The 16073-nt window shown below is 42.1% G+C and carries 15 protein-coding genes; 10 read left to right on the top strand and 5 right to left on the bottom strand.

The genetic code is table 11. The features are described 5' to 3' along the window. Positions 1–67: 67 nt before the first annotated feature. Positions 68–1234, top strand: a complete 1167-nt coding sequence (locus tag HYN49_RS05295; protein ID WP_108903152.1) for a hypothetical protein — start codon at positions 68–70, stop codon at positions 1232–1234. A gap of 3 nt (positions 1235–1237) precedes the next feature. On the opposite strand, the gene HYN49_RS05290 is transcribed toward HYN49_RS05295, so the two are convergent. Next, on the bottom strand, positions 1238–2161 hold the full coding sequence (locus HYN49_RS05290; RefSeq protein ID WP_181369006.1) for an FkbM family methyltransferase: 924 nt from the start codon (positions 2159–2161) through the stop codon (positions 1238–1240). Between the two features lie 79 nt (positions 2162–2240). On the opposite strand from HYN49_RS05290, the gene HYN49_RS05285 reads away from it, so the two are divergent. Both HYN49_RS05285 and HYN49_RS05280 read left to right on the top strand, forming a co-directional pair. Next, on the top strand, positions 2241–3764 hold the full coding sequence (locus HYN49_RS05285) for a B12-binding domain-containing radical SAM protein (RefSeq protein WP_108903150.1): 1524 nt from the start codon (positions 2241–2243) through the stop codon (positions 3762–3764). A gap of 35 nt (positions 3765–3799) precedes the next feature. Then, positions 3800–4462, top strand: a complete 663-nt coding sequence (locus HYN49_RS05280; RefSeq protein WP_108903149.1) for a methyltransferase — start codon at positions 3800–3802, stop codon at positions 4460–4462. Here the strand turns inward: HYN49_RS05280 and HYN49_RS05275 are convergent. Beyond that, on the bottom strand, positions 4457–5476 hold the full coding sequence (locus HYN49_RS05275) for a LacI family DNA-binding transcriptional regulator (protein WP_108903148.1): 1020 nt from the start codon (positions 5474–5476) through the stop codon (positions 4457–4459). The genes HYN49_RS05280 and HYN49_RS05275 overlap by 6 nt on opposite strands. 225 nt (positions 5477–5701) lie before the next feature. Here HYN49_RS05275 and HYN49_RS05270 point away from each other — a divergent pair, with 225 nt between their 5' ends. The 6 genes from HYN49_RS05270 to tsf all read left to right on the top strand — a co-directional run bounded on the left by HYN49_RS05270 (position 5702) and on the right by tsf (position 10426). After that, positions 5702–6442: a ferritin-like domain-containing protein gene (locus tag HYN49_RS05270; protein ID WP_108903147.1), complete on the top strand. Its 741-nt coding sequence runs from the start codon at positions 5702–5704 to the stop codon at positions 6440–6442. 18 nt (positions 6443–6460) lie between these two features. Further along, on the top strand, positions 6461–7276 hold the full coding sequence (locus tag HYN49_RS05265) for a ferritin-like domain-containing protein (protein WP_108903146.1): 816 nt from the start codon (positions 6461–6463) through the stop codon (positions 7274–7276). 288 nt (positions 7277–7564) lie between these two features. Further along, positions 7565–8020: a 50S ribosomal protein L13 gene (gene rplM / locus HYN49_RS05260; protein ID WP_108903145.1), complete on the top strand. Its 456-nt coding sequence runs from the start codon at positions 7565–7567 to the stop codon at positions 8018–8020. Next, positions 8020–8406, top strand: a complete 387-nt coding sequence (rpsI, locus tag HYN49_RS05255; RefSeq protein ID WP_108370078.1) for a 30S ribosomal protein S9 — start codon at positions 8020–8022, stop codon at positions 8404–8406. The genes rplM and rpsI overlap by 1 nt, the downstream gene beginning before the upstream one ends. 242 nt (positions 8407–8648) lie before the next feature. Continuing rightward, a complete protein-coding gene (rpsB, locus tag HYN49_RS05250) occupies positions 8649–9494 on the top strand; it encodes a 30S ribosomal protein S2 (protein WP_108903144.1) in 846 nt (281 codons plus the stop codon). A 110-nt stretch (positions 9495–9604) separates the two neighbouring features. Then, entirely contained in the window at positions 9605–10426 is an 822-nt protein-coding gene (gene tsf, locus HYN49_RS05245; protein ID WP_108903143.1) for a translation elongation factor Ts, read from the top strand. Positions 10427–10586: 160 nt separating this feature from the next. Here tsf and HYN49_RS05240 read toward each other — a convergent pair whose 3' ends face one another. Further along, positions 10587–11042, bottom strand: coding sequence for a hypothetical protein (locus HYN49_RS05240; protein WP_146185056.1), 456 nt, complete (start codon positions 11040–11042; stop codon positions 10587–10589). Between the two features lie 228 nt (positions 11043–11270). Here HYN49_RS05240 and HYN49_RS05235 point away from each other — a divergent pair, with 228 nt between their 5' ends. Then, positions 11271–14546, top strand: coding sequence for a zinc-dependent metalloprotease (locus HYN49_RS05235; protein WP_108903141.1), 3276 nt, complete (start codon positions 11271–11273; stop codon positions 14544–14546). Positions 14547–14595: 49 nt separating this feature from the next. Here HYN49_RS05235 and pth read toward each other — a convergent pair whose 3' ends face one another. Further along, entirely contained in the window at positions 14596–15162 is a 567-nt protein-coding gene (gene pth, locus HYN49_RS05230; RefSeq protein ID WP_245892260.1) for an aminoacyl-tRNA hydrolase, read from the bottom strand. 211 nt (positions 15163–15373) lie between these two features. Continuing rightward, positions 15374–15985, bottom strand: a complete 612-nt coding sequence (locus HYN49_RS05225; protein ID WP_108903139.1) for a 50S ribosomal protein L25/general stress protein Ctc — start codon at positions 15983–15985, stop codon at positions 15374–15376. Between the last annotated feature and the right edge of the window lie 88 nt (positions 15986–16073).

The following is a 16073-nucleotide window of genomic DNA, read 5'->3' as shown; positions in this document are numbered from 1 at the left end:
TTTACAAAGGACAGTATGCAACATCATCAACCAGCCTGTTTTTACAGCTGCCGGAACACATTTGAGAATGCCTAAACACTTGCAACGAATTTCGGCCATCTTCGCCAATGCTACGCGTCAGATCATGACATCTGTATTTGGCATTATCACTCCGTTTATGGTCATCCATTATTTTTCTAAAGGCATATGGGGTGGCTTCGTCCCTATCTTACTGTACACGCTCATGGCCATCGCTGTGGTTAATTGGGGCAATAAGGAATTCCTGCTGCGTAAATTCAGCAGGGAACCCGCAAGGATAAATTTTGATTATTCGCAAAACCTTTTTACACGGCTGCCCTTACTGCTGCTGTTTTCATGCCTCGGCTTTTTTTGTTTTCCATTGTATTATGGCATTTTTATTTTACTCTGGCTTACCGGAAGATACCTGACCCATACTGCAGAGGCCCTGATTATGTATGAAAAAAAGTTTAAAGCCTCATTTTGGATTGAATTGTCGTGCTTCATGGTATTTTGTATTTTATTTTACATGGTAAAGCAGACACCAGGGCTTTTTCCTTTGCTGGTTATTTACAGCTTTTACCAATTCATAAGGGGGGGCTGCTTTTTTATCCTGTTCCTTCGTGTCTTCAACAGGGCCGCATTGAAGATAGACTGGAGTTACTACCGCGACTCACTTCCGTTTTTCCTACTGTCGCTGCTGGGGTTGCTGGCTTCCAAAGCAGATGTGTATATTATCAATCATTATGCCGATCGTGAGACGGTGGCCAATTACCAGGTGATAAACGGATTGCTGATTTTCATTATGTCAATCGCTTCCTATATGTATGCGCCATTTACGAAGAACATTTACCGGAACAATACCGAGGTTGTTGGGAAAGCGAAACGACTTTTAATCATTTCCGGGTTCCTCATCATACCGATTGCTTTAGTCGCGGTACATTATATTTTGAAGATTTTCCTGCATGTGGAATATTCGTGGTTTTTTTACCTGGTGGCGTTCCTGTACATTTATCCGGCTTATGGGTATGGCATTGAAATCGTGACGCTATTTAAACAGCACCAGGAAAGAAAAGTTACCGTGTATTTATTTACCGGAGTACTGATCAATATTTTGCTTTCATGGATTTTATTGCGTTCCGGATTTGGATTGATTGGTGTTTTATCGGGAAGTGCCTTTTCGCAGTGGCTCCTGCTGTTATTTTTCCGAAAAAAGCGATTGCTGAAGCTTCAATAAAAACTATTTCGTCAACCAATGCAGTATAATCGGAGGGCAAATGTTTTTAAGCAATTGTTTTATTTTTTCGCCTCGGGAAACAAAATCAAAGGCAGTAAGGATGTTGTGTTCCTGCATTGACAAACCGGATTCACGCAGTAAATAAGACCCTAAACTATAATACCCCATCCAAAGCAGCAGGAATCCCGATTTTACCTTGTTTTGATTGGTCAGGAATTCCGGCTTCAGCACATAAACCGCATCGCCGCACGGAGCCGAATGGTAACTTTTATGGGAATTCCCAAAAACCGGCTTGTAATGCTGCCTGTAGGTGATAAAATCAACCAGGACATAACCTTTATCCCTTAAATAGATGTCTATGTCCGAAAACATTACCTGATTCTGGTACACAGCGATGGTCGAGACTTCAATCTTAAGGATGTTGATCCTTTTAGCCGAAAGCAGTTTTTCCGCACCATGCAGGATTTTCAATTCTGAGCCCTGGGTATCAATTTTCAAATAATCGATTACAGCATTTTGGTCTTTTATAAAATTATCAAGCTTCACCGCCGCAACCTTCACCACATTTTCAATCTCTATATTGGATTTCCAGCTGTTGAAGTTGCTATACAAACCGAAATGTTTCTGATAATTGTCCGCATCTGTTTCGAGCAAACTGCTCATTGAAGCATGTTTTGTGATGTTAAACGACACTTCGCCTTCCGTATCTGAAAGGCATTGACCGGATAATTCCAGTGACTTAAAAGGGTGTTTACGGTACTTTTCCTGAAGCAGCTGTAATTCTGCAGGATTTGGCTCAAAGCCCACCATATTGGTGATGGAAGACAATTCATGTATGAAATCAAGTTTGTCTTTGGCACCAACATCAATAAAGAAAAGGGATTCGATATTGTGGTGATTCAGGATCGGGATAATTTGGTTGTCCAAGATAAATTATAGCTATTTAAACCCAAAAATATGAATTTAAATCCCTTTTACTCATTAGATTTGCCATATAATAATTCCGATGTCCGCAAATAAAACCATCATATTCAACCCGAAAAGTGCGAATGGCAAGCACCGCATCCCCAACTCGATCCTGCAGGTCGGCGCATCGATCCATGGAAAATACGAATATGTTTTTGTGGATGGCAATCTCGAAAAAGATCCCTGGGAAACCATTGAAAATTATCTTAAAACGGGTGAGTTTAAATATTTCGGTTCTACAGTAATGCCCGGCCCGCAATTGCGGCAGGCGATTCCTTTTACCAAAAAAATACGCGAAGCGTTCCCCGATGTCATTACGGTCTGGGGCGGCTACTTCGCTTCGAATCAATATAAGGCCGCCTTGAATTCAGGCGTTGTGGATTATGTGATCAACGGGCCTGGCGACAATACGTTCCCACAATTGATTGCAGCGATTGAAGCAAACGAAAAGGAAGCTATTTTCCTGATCAAAAACCTGATTTATAAAAACGACAAAGGCGAAATCATCAAAACCGCGGTCGAGGCTTTACTGGACCAGGACACCTTGCCGAAGTTCCCTTATGAATACCTGGATTCGTTTTATCCCGTAAGGAATTACCTCGCGAAAACCTTCATGGGAAACAAGACACTATCGTATCATTCCAGTATGGGTTGCCCGTTTTCGTGTTCGTTTTGCGCTGTGGTACCTATATACAATGCAAAGTGGAAAGGCATGTCGGCCACGCGGATTTATGAGGATGTAAAATATTTTAAAGAAACTTATAATATCGATGCGGTCGAATTCCACGACAATAATTTCTTCACTTCCAAAAAAAGGGTTTTGGAGTTTTCGAATTTAATCATGGATGACAACATCAGTTACTGGGGCGAAGGGCGCATCGACACCATCAATATGTATTCGGACGAGGATTTGAAACTGATGCGCAAAGCAGGCTGCAAAATGATTTTCCTCGGTGCCGAAACCGGAAACGATGCCGTGTTAAAGCAAATGAACAAAGGGGGTACGCAAACGGGGAAGATGATTAAGGATTTTGTGCTGCGCATGAAAAACGCCGACATCATACCCGAATTGTCGTTTGTATTGGGCATGCCTGCCAAAACAGAGAAGGAAGTTTACGACCAGATTCTTTGGGACATCAATTTCATCAAGGAAATCAAAACCATCAATCCTGATGCGGAAATCATCATTTACCTTTTCAGCCCGGTACCAACCGAAGGTTCGGAATTATACCAGCAGATCATCGATGCGGGATTCTCATTCCCGGAAACGCTGGAAGAATGGATTTCGCCAAGCTGGGAAAATTTCGATTTACGTAAAAATCCGCTTACTCCCTGGCTGAAACCTTATATGATTGACACCATAAAAAACTTCGAGACGGTGCTAAACGGCTATTACCCAACGGTTTCCGATTTTCGGATCAAGGGTTATAAAAGGCACTTGCTTCGGGCAGTTTCGGGAATACGCTATAAAACGGGGATGTATCATTTTCCTTATGAAATCAAGGCTTTGCATAAAATCTGGAAATACCGGCAACCTGAAATTGAAGGATTTTATTCTGAATAATTCGCTGCTGCAAGCGGCAAATTAATAATATAGTGATGAGGGGACTTTTAAAAAAAATATTCAGCCCGTTCCTGAAAAAAGCCAGCGCGATGTATTTAAAAAAACGCCGGAAATATTCCTATAAAGGCATTTCAGTTTGGGTGGAACCTACGGTGTTTCCGCCGTTCATTACCATCAGTACTAAAATTTTACTCGATTTTATCAATCCACTTCCGCTGAAAAATAAGGCCTTTTTAGAATTGGGTTGCGGCTGCGGCATCATCTCCATACTGGCGGCAAAAAAGGAAGCGATTGTGACATCGACAGATATTAATGAGGCTGCGTTGCGTGCTTTAAAAAAAAATGCTGAAGCGAATGGGGTCAATATCGAAATCCTGTTTTCGGATTTGTTTGAAAGCCTTACCGGAAAATCATTTGATTGTATCATCATCAATCCGCCGTATTATCCGAAAAACCCTGGGTCCATAGCTGAAAACGCCTGGTTTTGCGGGGAAGATTTTGAGTATTTCAGAAAACTCTTTTCCACTTTGCCGGAATTTATTTCTGCCCAAAACGAAATCTATATGATCCTGTCAGAAGATTGTGATCTGGAAAAAATAAAAGCCATTGCATTAAAAAATGGAATGGCTTTAAATGTTGTTCTGGAGAAAAAAGTCGCCGGTGAAAAAAATTACATTTTTCGCATAATCCAATTATAACTTTCTGGTCGAATCGCGCTGGCGCAGCTCCGTTTTGATGACGTTCGTGATGGGCTTGATTTCCTCTTTGCTTTCGAGCCTTTCTATGAGAAGCTTTGCAGCCGCCTCCCCGATTTCCGGTCCGTGCTGGCTGATGGTTGACAAACTTGGCGTCATCCTTCTGGACCAGATCCCATCTGCAAAACCAATCACTGAAAGTTGTTCCGGAATCTTAACCCCGCGTTTTATAGCCGCTTTCATGGCCATGGTCGATGCATGTTCATCTAATGCAAAAACGCCATCCGGTTTTTCGCTGTCGAATAATTTTTCGATCTTATCGTTGAAATCATCTTCGGAATCCGTGCGGATGATCAAATCGTCGCTGACATTAGTGCCGTTTTTCTCCAGCGCTTCGAAATAGCCCTTGGCACGCAGTTTCCCTACGCTGAGATTGTCGATTGCCGAAAGCAGCGCGATTTTTTTGCATCCTAGCTTAAGGAGGTGTTCTGTGGCGTGTACAGCCGAATCGAAATCATCCACCACCACTTTATCGCAATCCACCCTTTCGGCGATACGGTCGAACATTACAATGGGCGTACCGTCATTAATGACATCTGTGAAATGCTGGTATTCGTTAAGTTTCTGGGCTTCTTCTGAAACGGAAAGGATAAAACCGTCAATAGTGCCATTGCTGAGCATATCGAGCGTATGGATTTCCTTTGCCAGCGATTCGTTTGAAATGCAGGTGATCACGTTGTATCCTTTGGCTTCCGCCACCTTTTCAATACCACTGAAAACTTTTGCGAAAAAGGCATTCATAATATTGGGTATGATCACGCCAATGGTTTTGGTCTTGCGGTTCTTGAGGTTCAGACCAATGATGTTCGGTTTGTAATTCTTCAGCTTGGCAAACTCCTGTATCTTGATTTTCGTTGGCTCGCTGATTTCAGGACTATCATTCAAAGCTTTGGAAACGGTCGAAACCGAAACATGCAGTTCTTTGGCGATTTGTTTTAAGGTGGCTTTTTCTTTCATCGGTCAAATGATTATTGGCGGTTTATGCAAATATAATGTGAATTATATAAGGTTTTGTTGTAAAGGCGAAACATTCACACATATTTAATCAACAATTTTACAAAACCAAAAAATAAAAATTTCCAGTAGACAAACGGCAAATTGATTTTTCGGGAAAGTGTTATCGTAAAACGTTGGCATAATTCCCGGGCTGAATGATTATTAACCACTTTTAAATGTTTCATTATGAAAAACACAGTGAAAATCCAGGAAGTAAATCCTTCTTTTACTAACAGAAGAAGTTTCCTGAAACTTAGTGGGCTGACCGTTGTTGGTGCGGGCCTACTATTAGCCGGATGTAACGACACCGACGACGGCAATGGTAATCAAAACCAGTTGCCGGGCGTGCGGAGTAATGGTATTTTTGATTTAGGCGGCGGTGACTTCGGCGTGCTGACTTATGCTTATGCACTCGAACAACTTGAAGCCGACTTTTATACTAAAGTCGTAAACGCTTCCGGTTTTAACAGCTTTCCTGATGAAGACCGTCAGGTACTGACCGACCTTTATCACCATGAGGTAATCCACAGGGAATTTTTCAAGGCTGCCTTAACCGAAGCTTTACCTGATCCTTCGACACAATTGCTGCCTACACTGGCGTTTGACTACAGCGGATTGAATTTCAACAGCCGTGATGCGGTTTTAGCCACGGCTAAAGCACTTGAAGATACTGGTGTAGCCGCTTATAATGGTGCTGCAAAGCAGATTACCAATGTAAATTATCTTTTACTTGCCGGTAAAATCGTTTCTGTAGAAGCGAGGCATGCTTCAGCAATCCGCAGCCTTATCAATCCGAATTCCAATTCATTTGCCGGAGATGATGTCGTAAGTACCTCGAACGGGCTTGATGTCGCTAAAGAACCGTCAGAAATACTTGGTATCGCCGGAGGATTTATTACAACTGAATTTACTGCGAATTATTTATAACATTTAAAAATCACGATCATGAATATTATCAAATTTTTAGAGTCGTTTACCAATGAGGAAATGATGCGCAGTGAAGGCTCGAGAAGAGACAGTTTCGGGCAATTCGGAAAATTAGGAAGAAACCTTGCTCTGGCAGCGGTACCTTTCGGGCTTGCCACTTTGACTTCAAAAGCGTTTGCTGCAGATATTACGCCTACACCGGCCACGCCAACAGGTGCATTGCAGTTTGCATTAATATTGGAATACCTTGAAGATGAATTTTACAGACTGGGATTAGAATCCGGGGTAATCCCAACCGGAGGAAGGGATGAAAAAGTCTTTATGCAGATTGCGGCACACGAAAGCGACCACGTGGCTTTCTTAAAGAATGCCCTTGGTGCCAATGCACCTGCAAAACCAACTTTCGATTTTACTGTAAGCGGTGCTTTTGATCCATTTAATGATAACGGAATAGGGCAGGCAACAGCTTATGCCCAATTCCTCGCTTTGTCCCAGGCATTCGAAGATACGGGTGTGAGGGCTTATAAAGGACAGGCTGGTAACCTGATTACACAGCCGGCTTTATTAACGGCTGCATTGCAAATCCACTCCGTCGAAGCACGTCACGCTTCTGAAGTAAGAAGGTTGCGCGGACTGAAAGGCTGGATTACCGGAAACCAACGTGGTGCAGGAATGCCCGATGCTACTCAGGCAGTATATAATGGAGAAGAAGTAACGAATCAGGCAGGGTTTAATACTGGCGGCCCTTTTGGGGCGGATGCAGGAAGTGAAGCATATGATGAGCCTTTGACTACAGAACAGGTGGTGGATATCGCCAACTTGTTTATTGTATAGAATTTAATTGGTTAGTTGAAAAACCATCCTTCGGGGTGGTTTTTTTTATTTATAGACTAATGCCTAGCCCCGATAGGAACGTAAATCCTTTTTGTTTTTTCTTTAAAAACAAAAAGATTGTAGTGGATAGCGGGAAAAAGCTCCTGAAAATTAAACCAATATCCAAAAACTGTATTGATGAAAACGAACTTAAAATAATCTTTTCCAGACAATTTGCATTTAAAATAAATAATTGTACTTTTGCACTCCCTTTATTGGGGATGGAATGTTTAATTAAAATAAATTATTGTGAACACATTAAGTTACAAGACGATTTCAGCCAACAAGGCCACTGTAAGCAAAGAGTGGATTGTTGTTGACGCTGATGGTCATAACTTGGGACGTCTTGCTTCAAAGGTCGCTATGATCTTAAGAGGGAAGTATAAGCCGAGTTATACACCGCACGTAGACTGTGGCGATAACGTGATTGTTATCAACGCAGAGAAAATCAACCTTACGGGTTCAAAAATGGATGACAAAATTTACATGCGTCATACCGGTTACCCAGGAGGTCAGAGAACCTTAACTGCTAAAGTATTACAGCAAAAGAATCCTGCTGCTTTAGTTGAGAAAGCTGTAAAAGGAATGCTTCCAAAAAACAAATTGGGCGCGGAACTTTTCAGAAACCTGAATGTAGTAGTAGGCTCTGAGCACAAACAAGGCGCTCAGAAACCTAAAACTGTTAACCTAAACGATCTTAAGTAATGGCAGTAATCCACAAAATCGGCAGAAGAAAAACAGCCGTAGCGCGTGTGTATGTTTCTGAAGGAACAGGAAAAATCACCGTAAACAAAAAAGAATTCGCGACTTACTTCCCAACGGCAACTTTACAGTACAAAGTATTGCAGCCAATGACAATGACTGAGAATGCCGACAACTACGACGTTAAGATCAACGTATACGGTGGCGGTGTTACAGGTCAGGCAGAAGCGGTACGTATGGCTATTGCAAGGGCAATGTGCGAAGTTGGTGAAGGAAACAGAGCGATCCTTAAACCAGAAGGTTTATTGACAAGGGACCCAAGAATGGTGGAACGTAAGAAATTCGGTCAGAAGAAAGCCCGTAAGAGATTCCAATTCTCGAAACGTTAATATTACCTGTCCTGTGCTGGGCGTACAGGACATCAAGTTCATTAAATTATTAAAAACTAAGTTATTGTTACTATTCCCGCTGAGGCTGGAAATTAGTTTAGCATCTAAATGAGGTTGAGATTGAAAAATTGAAAGATTGAAAAATTAAAAGATTGTATCAAAAAATCTTTAAATCCTTAAATCCTTAAATCTTTAAATCTTTAAAATCCATTGCTAATTCGACAGAACGTAAACTATTAAAAATGGCAAACAAAGTAGAAGTTAAAGAATTACTGGAAGCAGGTGTTCACTTCGGGCACATGACCAGAAAATGGGATCCAAACATGGCTCCTTACATCTATATGGAGCGTAATGGTATTCATATCATTAACCTGTATAAGACTGCAGCTAAGATTGAAGAGGCTAACGAAGCCCTTAAGAAAATCGCTGCATCAGGCCGCAAAATCCTTTTCGTTGCGACCAAAAAACAAGCAAAAGACATCGTTGCCGATAAGGCAAAAGCTGCAAACATGCCGTACATCACTGAAAGATGGCCGGGCGGAATGCTGACTAACTTCGTAACCATCCGTAAAGCCGTTAAGAAAATGGGCACTATCGACAGGATGAAGAAAGACGGTACATTCCAGACTCTGTCTAAAAAAGAGCGTTTACAGGTTGATCGTCTGCGTGCAAAATTAGAAAAGAACTTAGGTTCTATCGCTGATATGTCAAGACTTCCTGCGGCGTTATTCGTAGTGGATATCAAAGCGGAACACATCGCAATAAAAGAAGCTCAGAAATTAAACATTCCGGTTTTCGCAATGGTAGATACAAACTCTGACCCACGTGAGGTGGATTATGTAATACCTGCAAATGATGATGCTTCTAAATCAATCGAGAAAATTTTATCTTTAGTAACTGCTGCCGTAGTGGATGGTTTGTCTAACAGGACTTCTGACAAAGAAGAGTCTGATGAAGAAACCGACACTGTAGCAGAGGCTGCTCCGGCTGCTACTGCTACTGCACCTGCTGTAGAAACTCCAGCTGTAGAAGAAGCTCCTGTAGCTGAAGCTCCTGCTGCTGAGGCTGCTGAGTCGACTGAAGAATAAAACAAAACAATTACGAATTATGAATTGGGAATTGCGTAGTTGCGTGATTCCTAATTTGTAATTCGTAATTCATTTTAAAAGAATCTTTAATCTTAAAATAAAATAAAACAATGGCAACAATCACTGCTGCAGACGTAAATAAATTAAGAACAATCACAGGCGCCGGAATGATGGACTGTAAAAAAGCGCTTGTTGAAGCTGACGGGGATTTCGATTTGGCTATCGAAAACCTTCGTAAAAAAGGACAAAAAGTAGCTGCTAACCGTTCAGACCGTGAAAACACTGAAGGTGCTGCTGTAGCTTTTGTTAATGCTGACAAAACTGAAGGCGTTGCGATCACTTTGAACTGTGAGACTGATTTCGTAGGTAAAAATGAAGGTTTCGTAAAATTGGCCAACGAACTGGCTGCCCTTGCCATCAACTTTGATTCAAAAGAGGCTTTCCTTGCTGCTGATTTCAACGGAATCACTGTTGCTGATAAATTAATCGAGCAGACTGGTGTTATCGGTGAGAAAATCGAGGTAAACTCTTTCGAAAAACTGACTGGTGCATTTGTAGGTTCTTATGTACACTCTGGTAAAATCGCTACTTTGGTGGCACTTTCTGCTAACGTTGACGGTGCTGAAGAAGCATCAAGAAACGTAGCCATGCAGGCTGCAGCGATGTCGCCAATCGCATTGGATGAAACAGGGGTTGACGCTGCTGTAATCGAAAAAGAAATCGAAATCGCAAAAGACCAATTGCGTCAGGAAGGCAAAGCTGAGGCAATGCTTGACAATATCGCAAAAGGAAAAATCCAGCGTTTCTTCAAAGACAATACTTTGGTGAACCAGGATTACATCAAGGACAGCTCGATGAGCGTTGCCGCTTATGTAAAATCTGTAGATACAGGTCTTACCGTAACTGGTTTCAAAAGAGTTGCTCTGGGATAATTATAATTCAAGTACTTTAAAAAAGGCATCGGAGACATCCGGTGCCTTTTTTTATTTTTACCATTTTCATGATACCACAAACTTAAATACTTGTTTTGGATTTCCGTACTCAAATAACAATCAAATTCAACGGCAAAATGCCTTCAGGGCCGATTGATTTTTAAAGCCTTACAGTAAACTTTACGGAAGATAAAACCTGGGGTGTTTTTGGATTGGTGAAATCCACACTGAAAACACGTTTTTTATCATCTCCTGAAACCCTGATGATTCCCTGGTTGATCCTGTAATATCCGGTCTGTCCTTTGCAATAGCAGAAACGTCCAAAAAGCAACCTCGCATTTTGCAGCGCTTCGCCTTCCATAACGGAAGATTTATTGGAATTCTCTGACTCAAAAATGATTTCCTCCCTGTAGGTCCCGTCCTGTACATCTTTCGGCACATTACGGTTGTAGGTAATGATGTAAACACTTTTAGAAGGGGAATCTTCCAGCTTATAATTCAGGTTTCCGTATTCGTCTTCCAGGACTGAAACTGATTTATTCTGTTTTTGGGCAATCGTGCACACGCCGTCACCAGGACACGCCGACTGCAGCACCGCGTTATCGTTTTTAGACAAAACCGCGCTTTTTGTATTGCAGCAGGAAAGGATAAGACAACATGATAAAAAGGCGAATATTCTTTGCATATCTGAAAGATTTTCAATGTTTTGAGGGTTTTAAAAGTACAAAAAATATTTTAACACAACCCGGAGTTAAATTCATAATACTTTAATGCATAATTCATGTATTTTTTGATACATTTGGAAACTTTTTTAAAATTCTTTTAAAACTTTACCCCCATTAAGATGAAAAAAATATTACTGTTCTTAATTGCGTTGCTCTTGGCAGGCCCGATTTTTGCCCAAAAGAAAGACGCATGGCATGTTGCCGATTTGTCCGCTTTTTCGGGACGTGAAACAATCCGTAGCGGTGCTTATTCTGAAAACCAGAAATTCTTCACTTTTGATGTAGCCACAATGAAGAATATGCTTGTGAATGTTTCAGGCAGGTTTTCAGGCCAGGCTGGTGTGAGAATCGCTATTCCTACCATTTCCGGCAATATGGAAGAATTCATGGTTTGGGAAAACTCTAATTTCGAACCAGAATTGCAGGCAAAATATCCTGAAATCAGGTCATACATTGGCCGTGGAATTACTGACAGTACTGCCAAATTGTACTTCAGCCTTGCGCCAGAGGGAATCCAGACTATGATCCTCAGGGCTGATAAAGGTTCAGAATTTATTGAGCCGTATACAAAAGACCGTGCGGTGTATGTAATGTTTGACTCCGATACACGCTTAAAAAACAGCCTTCCGCTGGTTTGTAGCACAGAGGAAAAGAACGTATCCAATAAAATCAGCAGCAACCCAAGCGTTGCGCGTTCCAACAATGGCTCATACAAAACCATGAGGCTTGCGCTTTCGTGTACTGGCGAATATGGTACATACCACGGTGGCACGGCAGGTGCTTTGGCTGCGATGAACGCGACGATGACACGTGTTAACGGAGTGTATGATATCGATCTTGCCGTACACCTTAACCTCATTGCAAACAACAACGTCCTTGTTTATACAAATGCCACTACTGACGGTTATTCCAATGCCGCTAACATGGACAACTGGAATTTAGAATTGCAGGCAAAACTGACTTCAATTATCGGCAATGCCAATTATGATATCGGCCATCTTTTCGGTGCGACCGGAGGCGGTGGAAATGCAGGCTGTATCGGATGTGTATGCGTTGCTCCAACAAACACTGAACCTGAAGGAAAAGGCAGCGGAATCACTTCCCCTGAGGACGGGGTGCCAATGGGCGATACTTTCGACATTGATTATGTCGCTCACGAAATGGGCCACCAGTTGGGCGGTACACACTCCTATTCGCATATTTATGAAGCTTCAGGAACTAATGTGGAACCAGGAAGCGGCTCTACAATTATGGGTTATGCCGGAATCACAGGCAGCCCGACTGACGTTCAGGCACATTCGAATGACTATTTCACTTACGTAAACATCGCGCAAATCCAGCAAAACCTTGCCGGAAAATCCTGTCCGGTTTCAACGCCAATAACAAATACACCTCCTGTGGTTGATGCGGGTGCAAGTTATACCATCCCTAAGGGAACACCTTTTATCTTAACAGGCTCAGCAACTGATGCTGAAGGGGATTCGTTAGAATATACCTGGGAGCAAAATGATGATTCAACCCAGTCTTTACAGGGGAATGCAAGTATCGCATCTGCGACGAAAACGGCGGGTCCGACTTTCAGGTCATTTTCACCAACAACGTCTCCGATCCGTTATTGCCCATCGATGAGCAAAGTGTTAAGCAACAACATCACCTCGGCATTTGAATCAGTTTCCAATGTGGCGCGAAACCTGAATTTTACGCTGACAGCAAGGGACAATTCAGTAAACGGACCACAAACCAATACTGCCGCAATGGCCATCACGGTAACTACTGCCGCAGGTCCATTTGCCGTAACGGCGCCTAACAGCGTAGTGACATGGCAAGCCGGATCAAACCAAACGGTGACATGGAATGTTGCAGGAACTACGGGGAACGGTGTTGATACCCCGTTTGTTGACATTTATCTTTCAAATAATGCTGGTGTCACTTTCGGCACACTCCTGGCAAGCCACGTACCAAATGATGGCTCTGAGACGATTACTATACCAAATACTCCAGGCACAAGCAACCGCATCATGGTTAGGGCCAATGGAAATATCTTTTTCGATGTTTCTAACACGAACTTTGCAATAAGTGCGCCTGTCGCTACCCAGTCCATTGCCTTTACCGGAGATGCGGGGGAGCAATTTAAAACTGTATGTGGACAGGCTTCTTCAATAAATTTCATCTTTGACTATCTGACTCTTGCAGGATTTACAGGAACAACGACTTTCAGTGCGACAGGAAATCCTGCAGGAAGTACCGTAAGCTTCAACCCGACATCGGCAACTGCCAATGGTGAAATCACAATGAGTGTAAGTGGCCTTGACAACAGCGCCACAGGAACTTATCCGATTACCGTTACATCAACCTCTGGAAGCATTACAAAAACAATCAATTTTTACCTCCAGATACAGGCTGCTGTAGCCCCGGTAACAACAACCACTCCGGTAAATCTTGCTACAGATCAACTTACAGACCTTGCCTTTACATGGCAGGCTGCAGATGTTATCTCTTATGTTTTTGAATTGGCTACTGATGTTAATTTTAACAATATCATTGTCTCTGAAAATCCTGAAGTTGCTTCTTATAATGCCCATGGCCTCATGGAGAATACAGATTATTACTGGAGGGTTGCCGTAAACAACGGACAATGCTTAAGTGCTTTCAGTGCTGTAAGTAAATTCACTACAGGGAATTTCAATTGTAATTCATATGTAGCAACAAATGTCCCGATGGTTATCGGAACGGGAGGGAACATTACGATTAACTCTACAATGAATATTTCGGATAATGTCAGCATCAGGGATTTGGATTTAACCGTGGACATCACCCACAGCTGGATCAGCGACCTTAGGGTTTCATTGGTTAGTCCGGGCGGTACCGTACTTACGCTTATTGCAAATCAATGTAATGTGAATCCTGGAGTGCCGAATATGAATGTAACGTTTGACGATTTAGGGTCATTTCTGGTATGTGGTACAAATCCTGCCATTTCAGGCACAATTAAGCCTTTAAACGCGCTTTCTAATTTCAATAACATATCGGCTCAGGGGAATTGGACACTTAGGATTCTAGACAATCAGAGTGGCGATGGCGGCACCCTTAATTCATGGAGCATGAAAGTGTGTTCAGCTGCGCCACTGGGAATAGAAGATAAAGCGTTATTCAGTTTTGCCGTATATCCAAATCCAAACAATGGAAGTTTTACTGTAAAGTCAGACAAACTGACTTCAGATAAGATCAATATGGCCGTATACGACATCCGCGGCAGGATAATCTTCCAGAAAGATTATGCAGGCAGCGCAAATTTCAACGAAAACATCAAATTGGATAATGTGCAGTCCGGAGTATACTTATTGTCCGTTTCCGACGGCCAAAACAAAGAAGTGAAAAGGATCGTAGTGCAATAACTTATGATTAGTCAATAAAGGAAAAAGGGAAAGCAATGCTTTCCCTTTTTTATTTCCCGTTATAAGAAGTCATCGTGTTTTCTAATCCTGCAGCCCCGAAGGAACGAACAGCATCCGCTGACATTTTCAGCCGCTCGGGCAACTTGGATTTTTCATCCTCATCCCATTCCCCCAGTACATAATCCACCTGTTTCCCTTTCTTGAACTCATCGCTGATGCCAAAACGGAAGCGTGTATAATTTTGCGTATTCAGGATCTGGTTGATACTTTTGAGCCCATTGTGGCCGCCATCACTCCCTTTTGGTTTGATGCGGATGGTCCCGAACGGAAGGTTTAGATCGTCTGTAATCACCATGATATTTTCCAACGGAATATTTTCCTTATCCATCCAGAACTTCACCGCTTTTCCGCTTAAGTTCATATAGGTATTTGGTTTTAGCAGGAAATAAGTGCGTCCTTTAAATTTATATTCCGCCATAGCGCCCAGCTTCACCGTTTCAAATGAAAGTGATTCTTCTTTAGCTAAAAAGTCGACGACCTTAAAACCAATATTATGGCGTGTATTGACATATTCTGCGCCGATGTTGCCCAGGCCAACGATTAAGAATTTCTTCATGGGATCTATTGTTTCCTGTGGTTGTTTGGATGAAAATAAGTTGGAAATCCAGTTCATGAGGCTAAATTAGAAAATTAGTCAATGAGAAAATGAGATAATCATCGATTCGTAAAGAATTATCTCATTTTTCTATTATGACGTTATCTGATTAAATCTGTTTCAAAAAAAAAGCACCGGTTTCCCGATGCTTTCCAAATATCTTGAAAAGAAATTATTTCTTCTTTCCTCCTTTTGCAGGTGCTTTTGCTGCTTTTGCTGCTTCCTGTGCTGCCTTCATGGCCGCACGAGAGATACGAACCTGAGCTACAACCGTGTTGTCCGGGTGCATCAGTTTGTACTTGTCAGAAGCCAGTTTAGTAACATAAAGCTTGTTACCCATTTCAAGTGGCGTGATGTCCGCCTCTACGAAATCCGGAAGATCCTTTGGCAAAGCTTTCACTTTCAGACGACGTGTGTTCAAACGTAAAACACCTCCTAAAAGCACACCAGGAGAAGTTCCTGTTACTTTTACCGGTACTTCCATGATAATTTCCTTGTCGTCTTTCAGTTGGAAAAAGTCGATGTGAAGGATTTTGTCAGACACAGGGTGTAACTGGATGTCCTGCAAAACCGCATCGAATTTCTTGCCGCCCAAATCAATCACAACGGTGTGCGCGTTTGGAGTGTAAACAAGGCTTTTGAATTCTTTTTCCTCAGCTGAAAAATGAACTGGTTGACCTCCTCCGTATAAAACGCAAGGAACCGCTCCAGCATTACGTACCGCTTTGGTTGCTACCTTGCCCACGCTTTCTCTTTCTGATCCTTTAATTGTAATCGATTTCATTGTAAAAATATATAGTTAATAATAAAACTCTTTTCTAAACTGCCTACTGTGACTGCTCACTGTAAACTTCTTTTTGGCGTCTCCCTGC

Origin of the sequence: Flavobacterium pallidum, from assembly GCF_003097535.1 — a bacterium.
Lineage (GTDB): Bacteria > Bacteroidota > Bacteroidia > Flavobacteriales > Flavobacteriaceae > Flavobacterium > Flavobacterium pallidum.
The sequence above is the reverse complement of the archived record's forward strand: the minus strand, read 5'-3'. Positions and strand labels throughout refer to the sequence as shown.

What these genes read in the sequence shown, in the direction of transcription:
- HYN49_RS05225 (WP_108903139.1), bottom strand. Translation starts at nt 15,985, where the DNA reads ATGAAATCGATTACAATTAAAGGATCAGAAAGAGAAAGCGTGGGCAAG.
- HYN49_RS05295 (WP_108903152.1), top strand. Translation starts at nt 68, where the DNA reads ATGCCTAAACACTTGCAACGAATTTCGGCCATCTTCGCCAATGCTACG.
- pth (WP_245892260.1), bottom strand. Translation starts at nt 15,162, where the DNA reads ATGAAGAAATTCTTAATCGTTGGCCTGGGCAACATCGGCGCAGAATAT.
- HYN49_RS05265 (WP_108903146.1), top strand. Translation starts at nt 6,461, where the DNA reads ATGAATATTATCAAATTTTTAGAGTCGTTTACCAATGAGGAAATGATG.
- HYN49_RS05275 (WP_108903148.1), bottom strand. Translation starts at nt 5,476, where the DNA reads ATGAAAGAAAAAGCCACCTTAAAACAAATCGCCAAAGAACTGCATGTT.
- rpsI (WP_108370078.1), top strand. Translation starts at nt 8,020, where the DNA reads ATGGCAGTAATCCACAAAATCGGCAGAAGAAAAACAGCCGTAGCGCGT.
- HYN49_RS05270 (WP_108903147.1), top strand. Translation starts at nt 5,702, where the DNA reads ATGAAAAACACAGTGAAAATCCAGGAAGTAAATCCTTCTTTTACTAAC.
- HYN49_RS05285 (WP_108903150.1), top strand. Translation starts at nt 2,241, where the DNA reads ATGTCCGCAAATAAAACCATCATATTCAACCCGAAAAGTGCGAATGGC.
- rpsB (WP_108903144.1), top strand. Translation starts at nt 8,649, where the DNA reads ATGGCAAACAAAGTAGAAGTTAAAGAATTACTGGAAGCAGGTGTTCAC.
- HYN49_RS05235 (WP_108903141.1), top strand. Translation starts at nt 11,271, where the DNA reads ATGAAAAAAATATTACTGTTCTTAATTGCGTTGCTCTTGGCAGGCCCG.
- HYN49_RS05280 (WP_108903149.1), top strand. Translation starts at nt 3,800, where the DNA reads ATGAGGGGACTTTTAAAAAAAATATTCAGCCCGTTCCTGAAAAAAGCC.
- tsf (WP_108903143.1), top strand. Translation starts at nt 9,605, where the DNA reads ATGGCAACAATCACTGCTGCAGACGTAAATAAATTAAGAACAATCACA.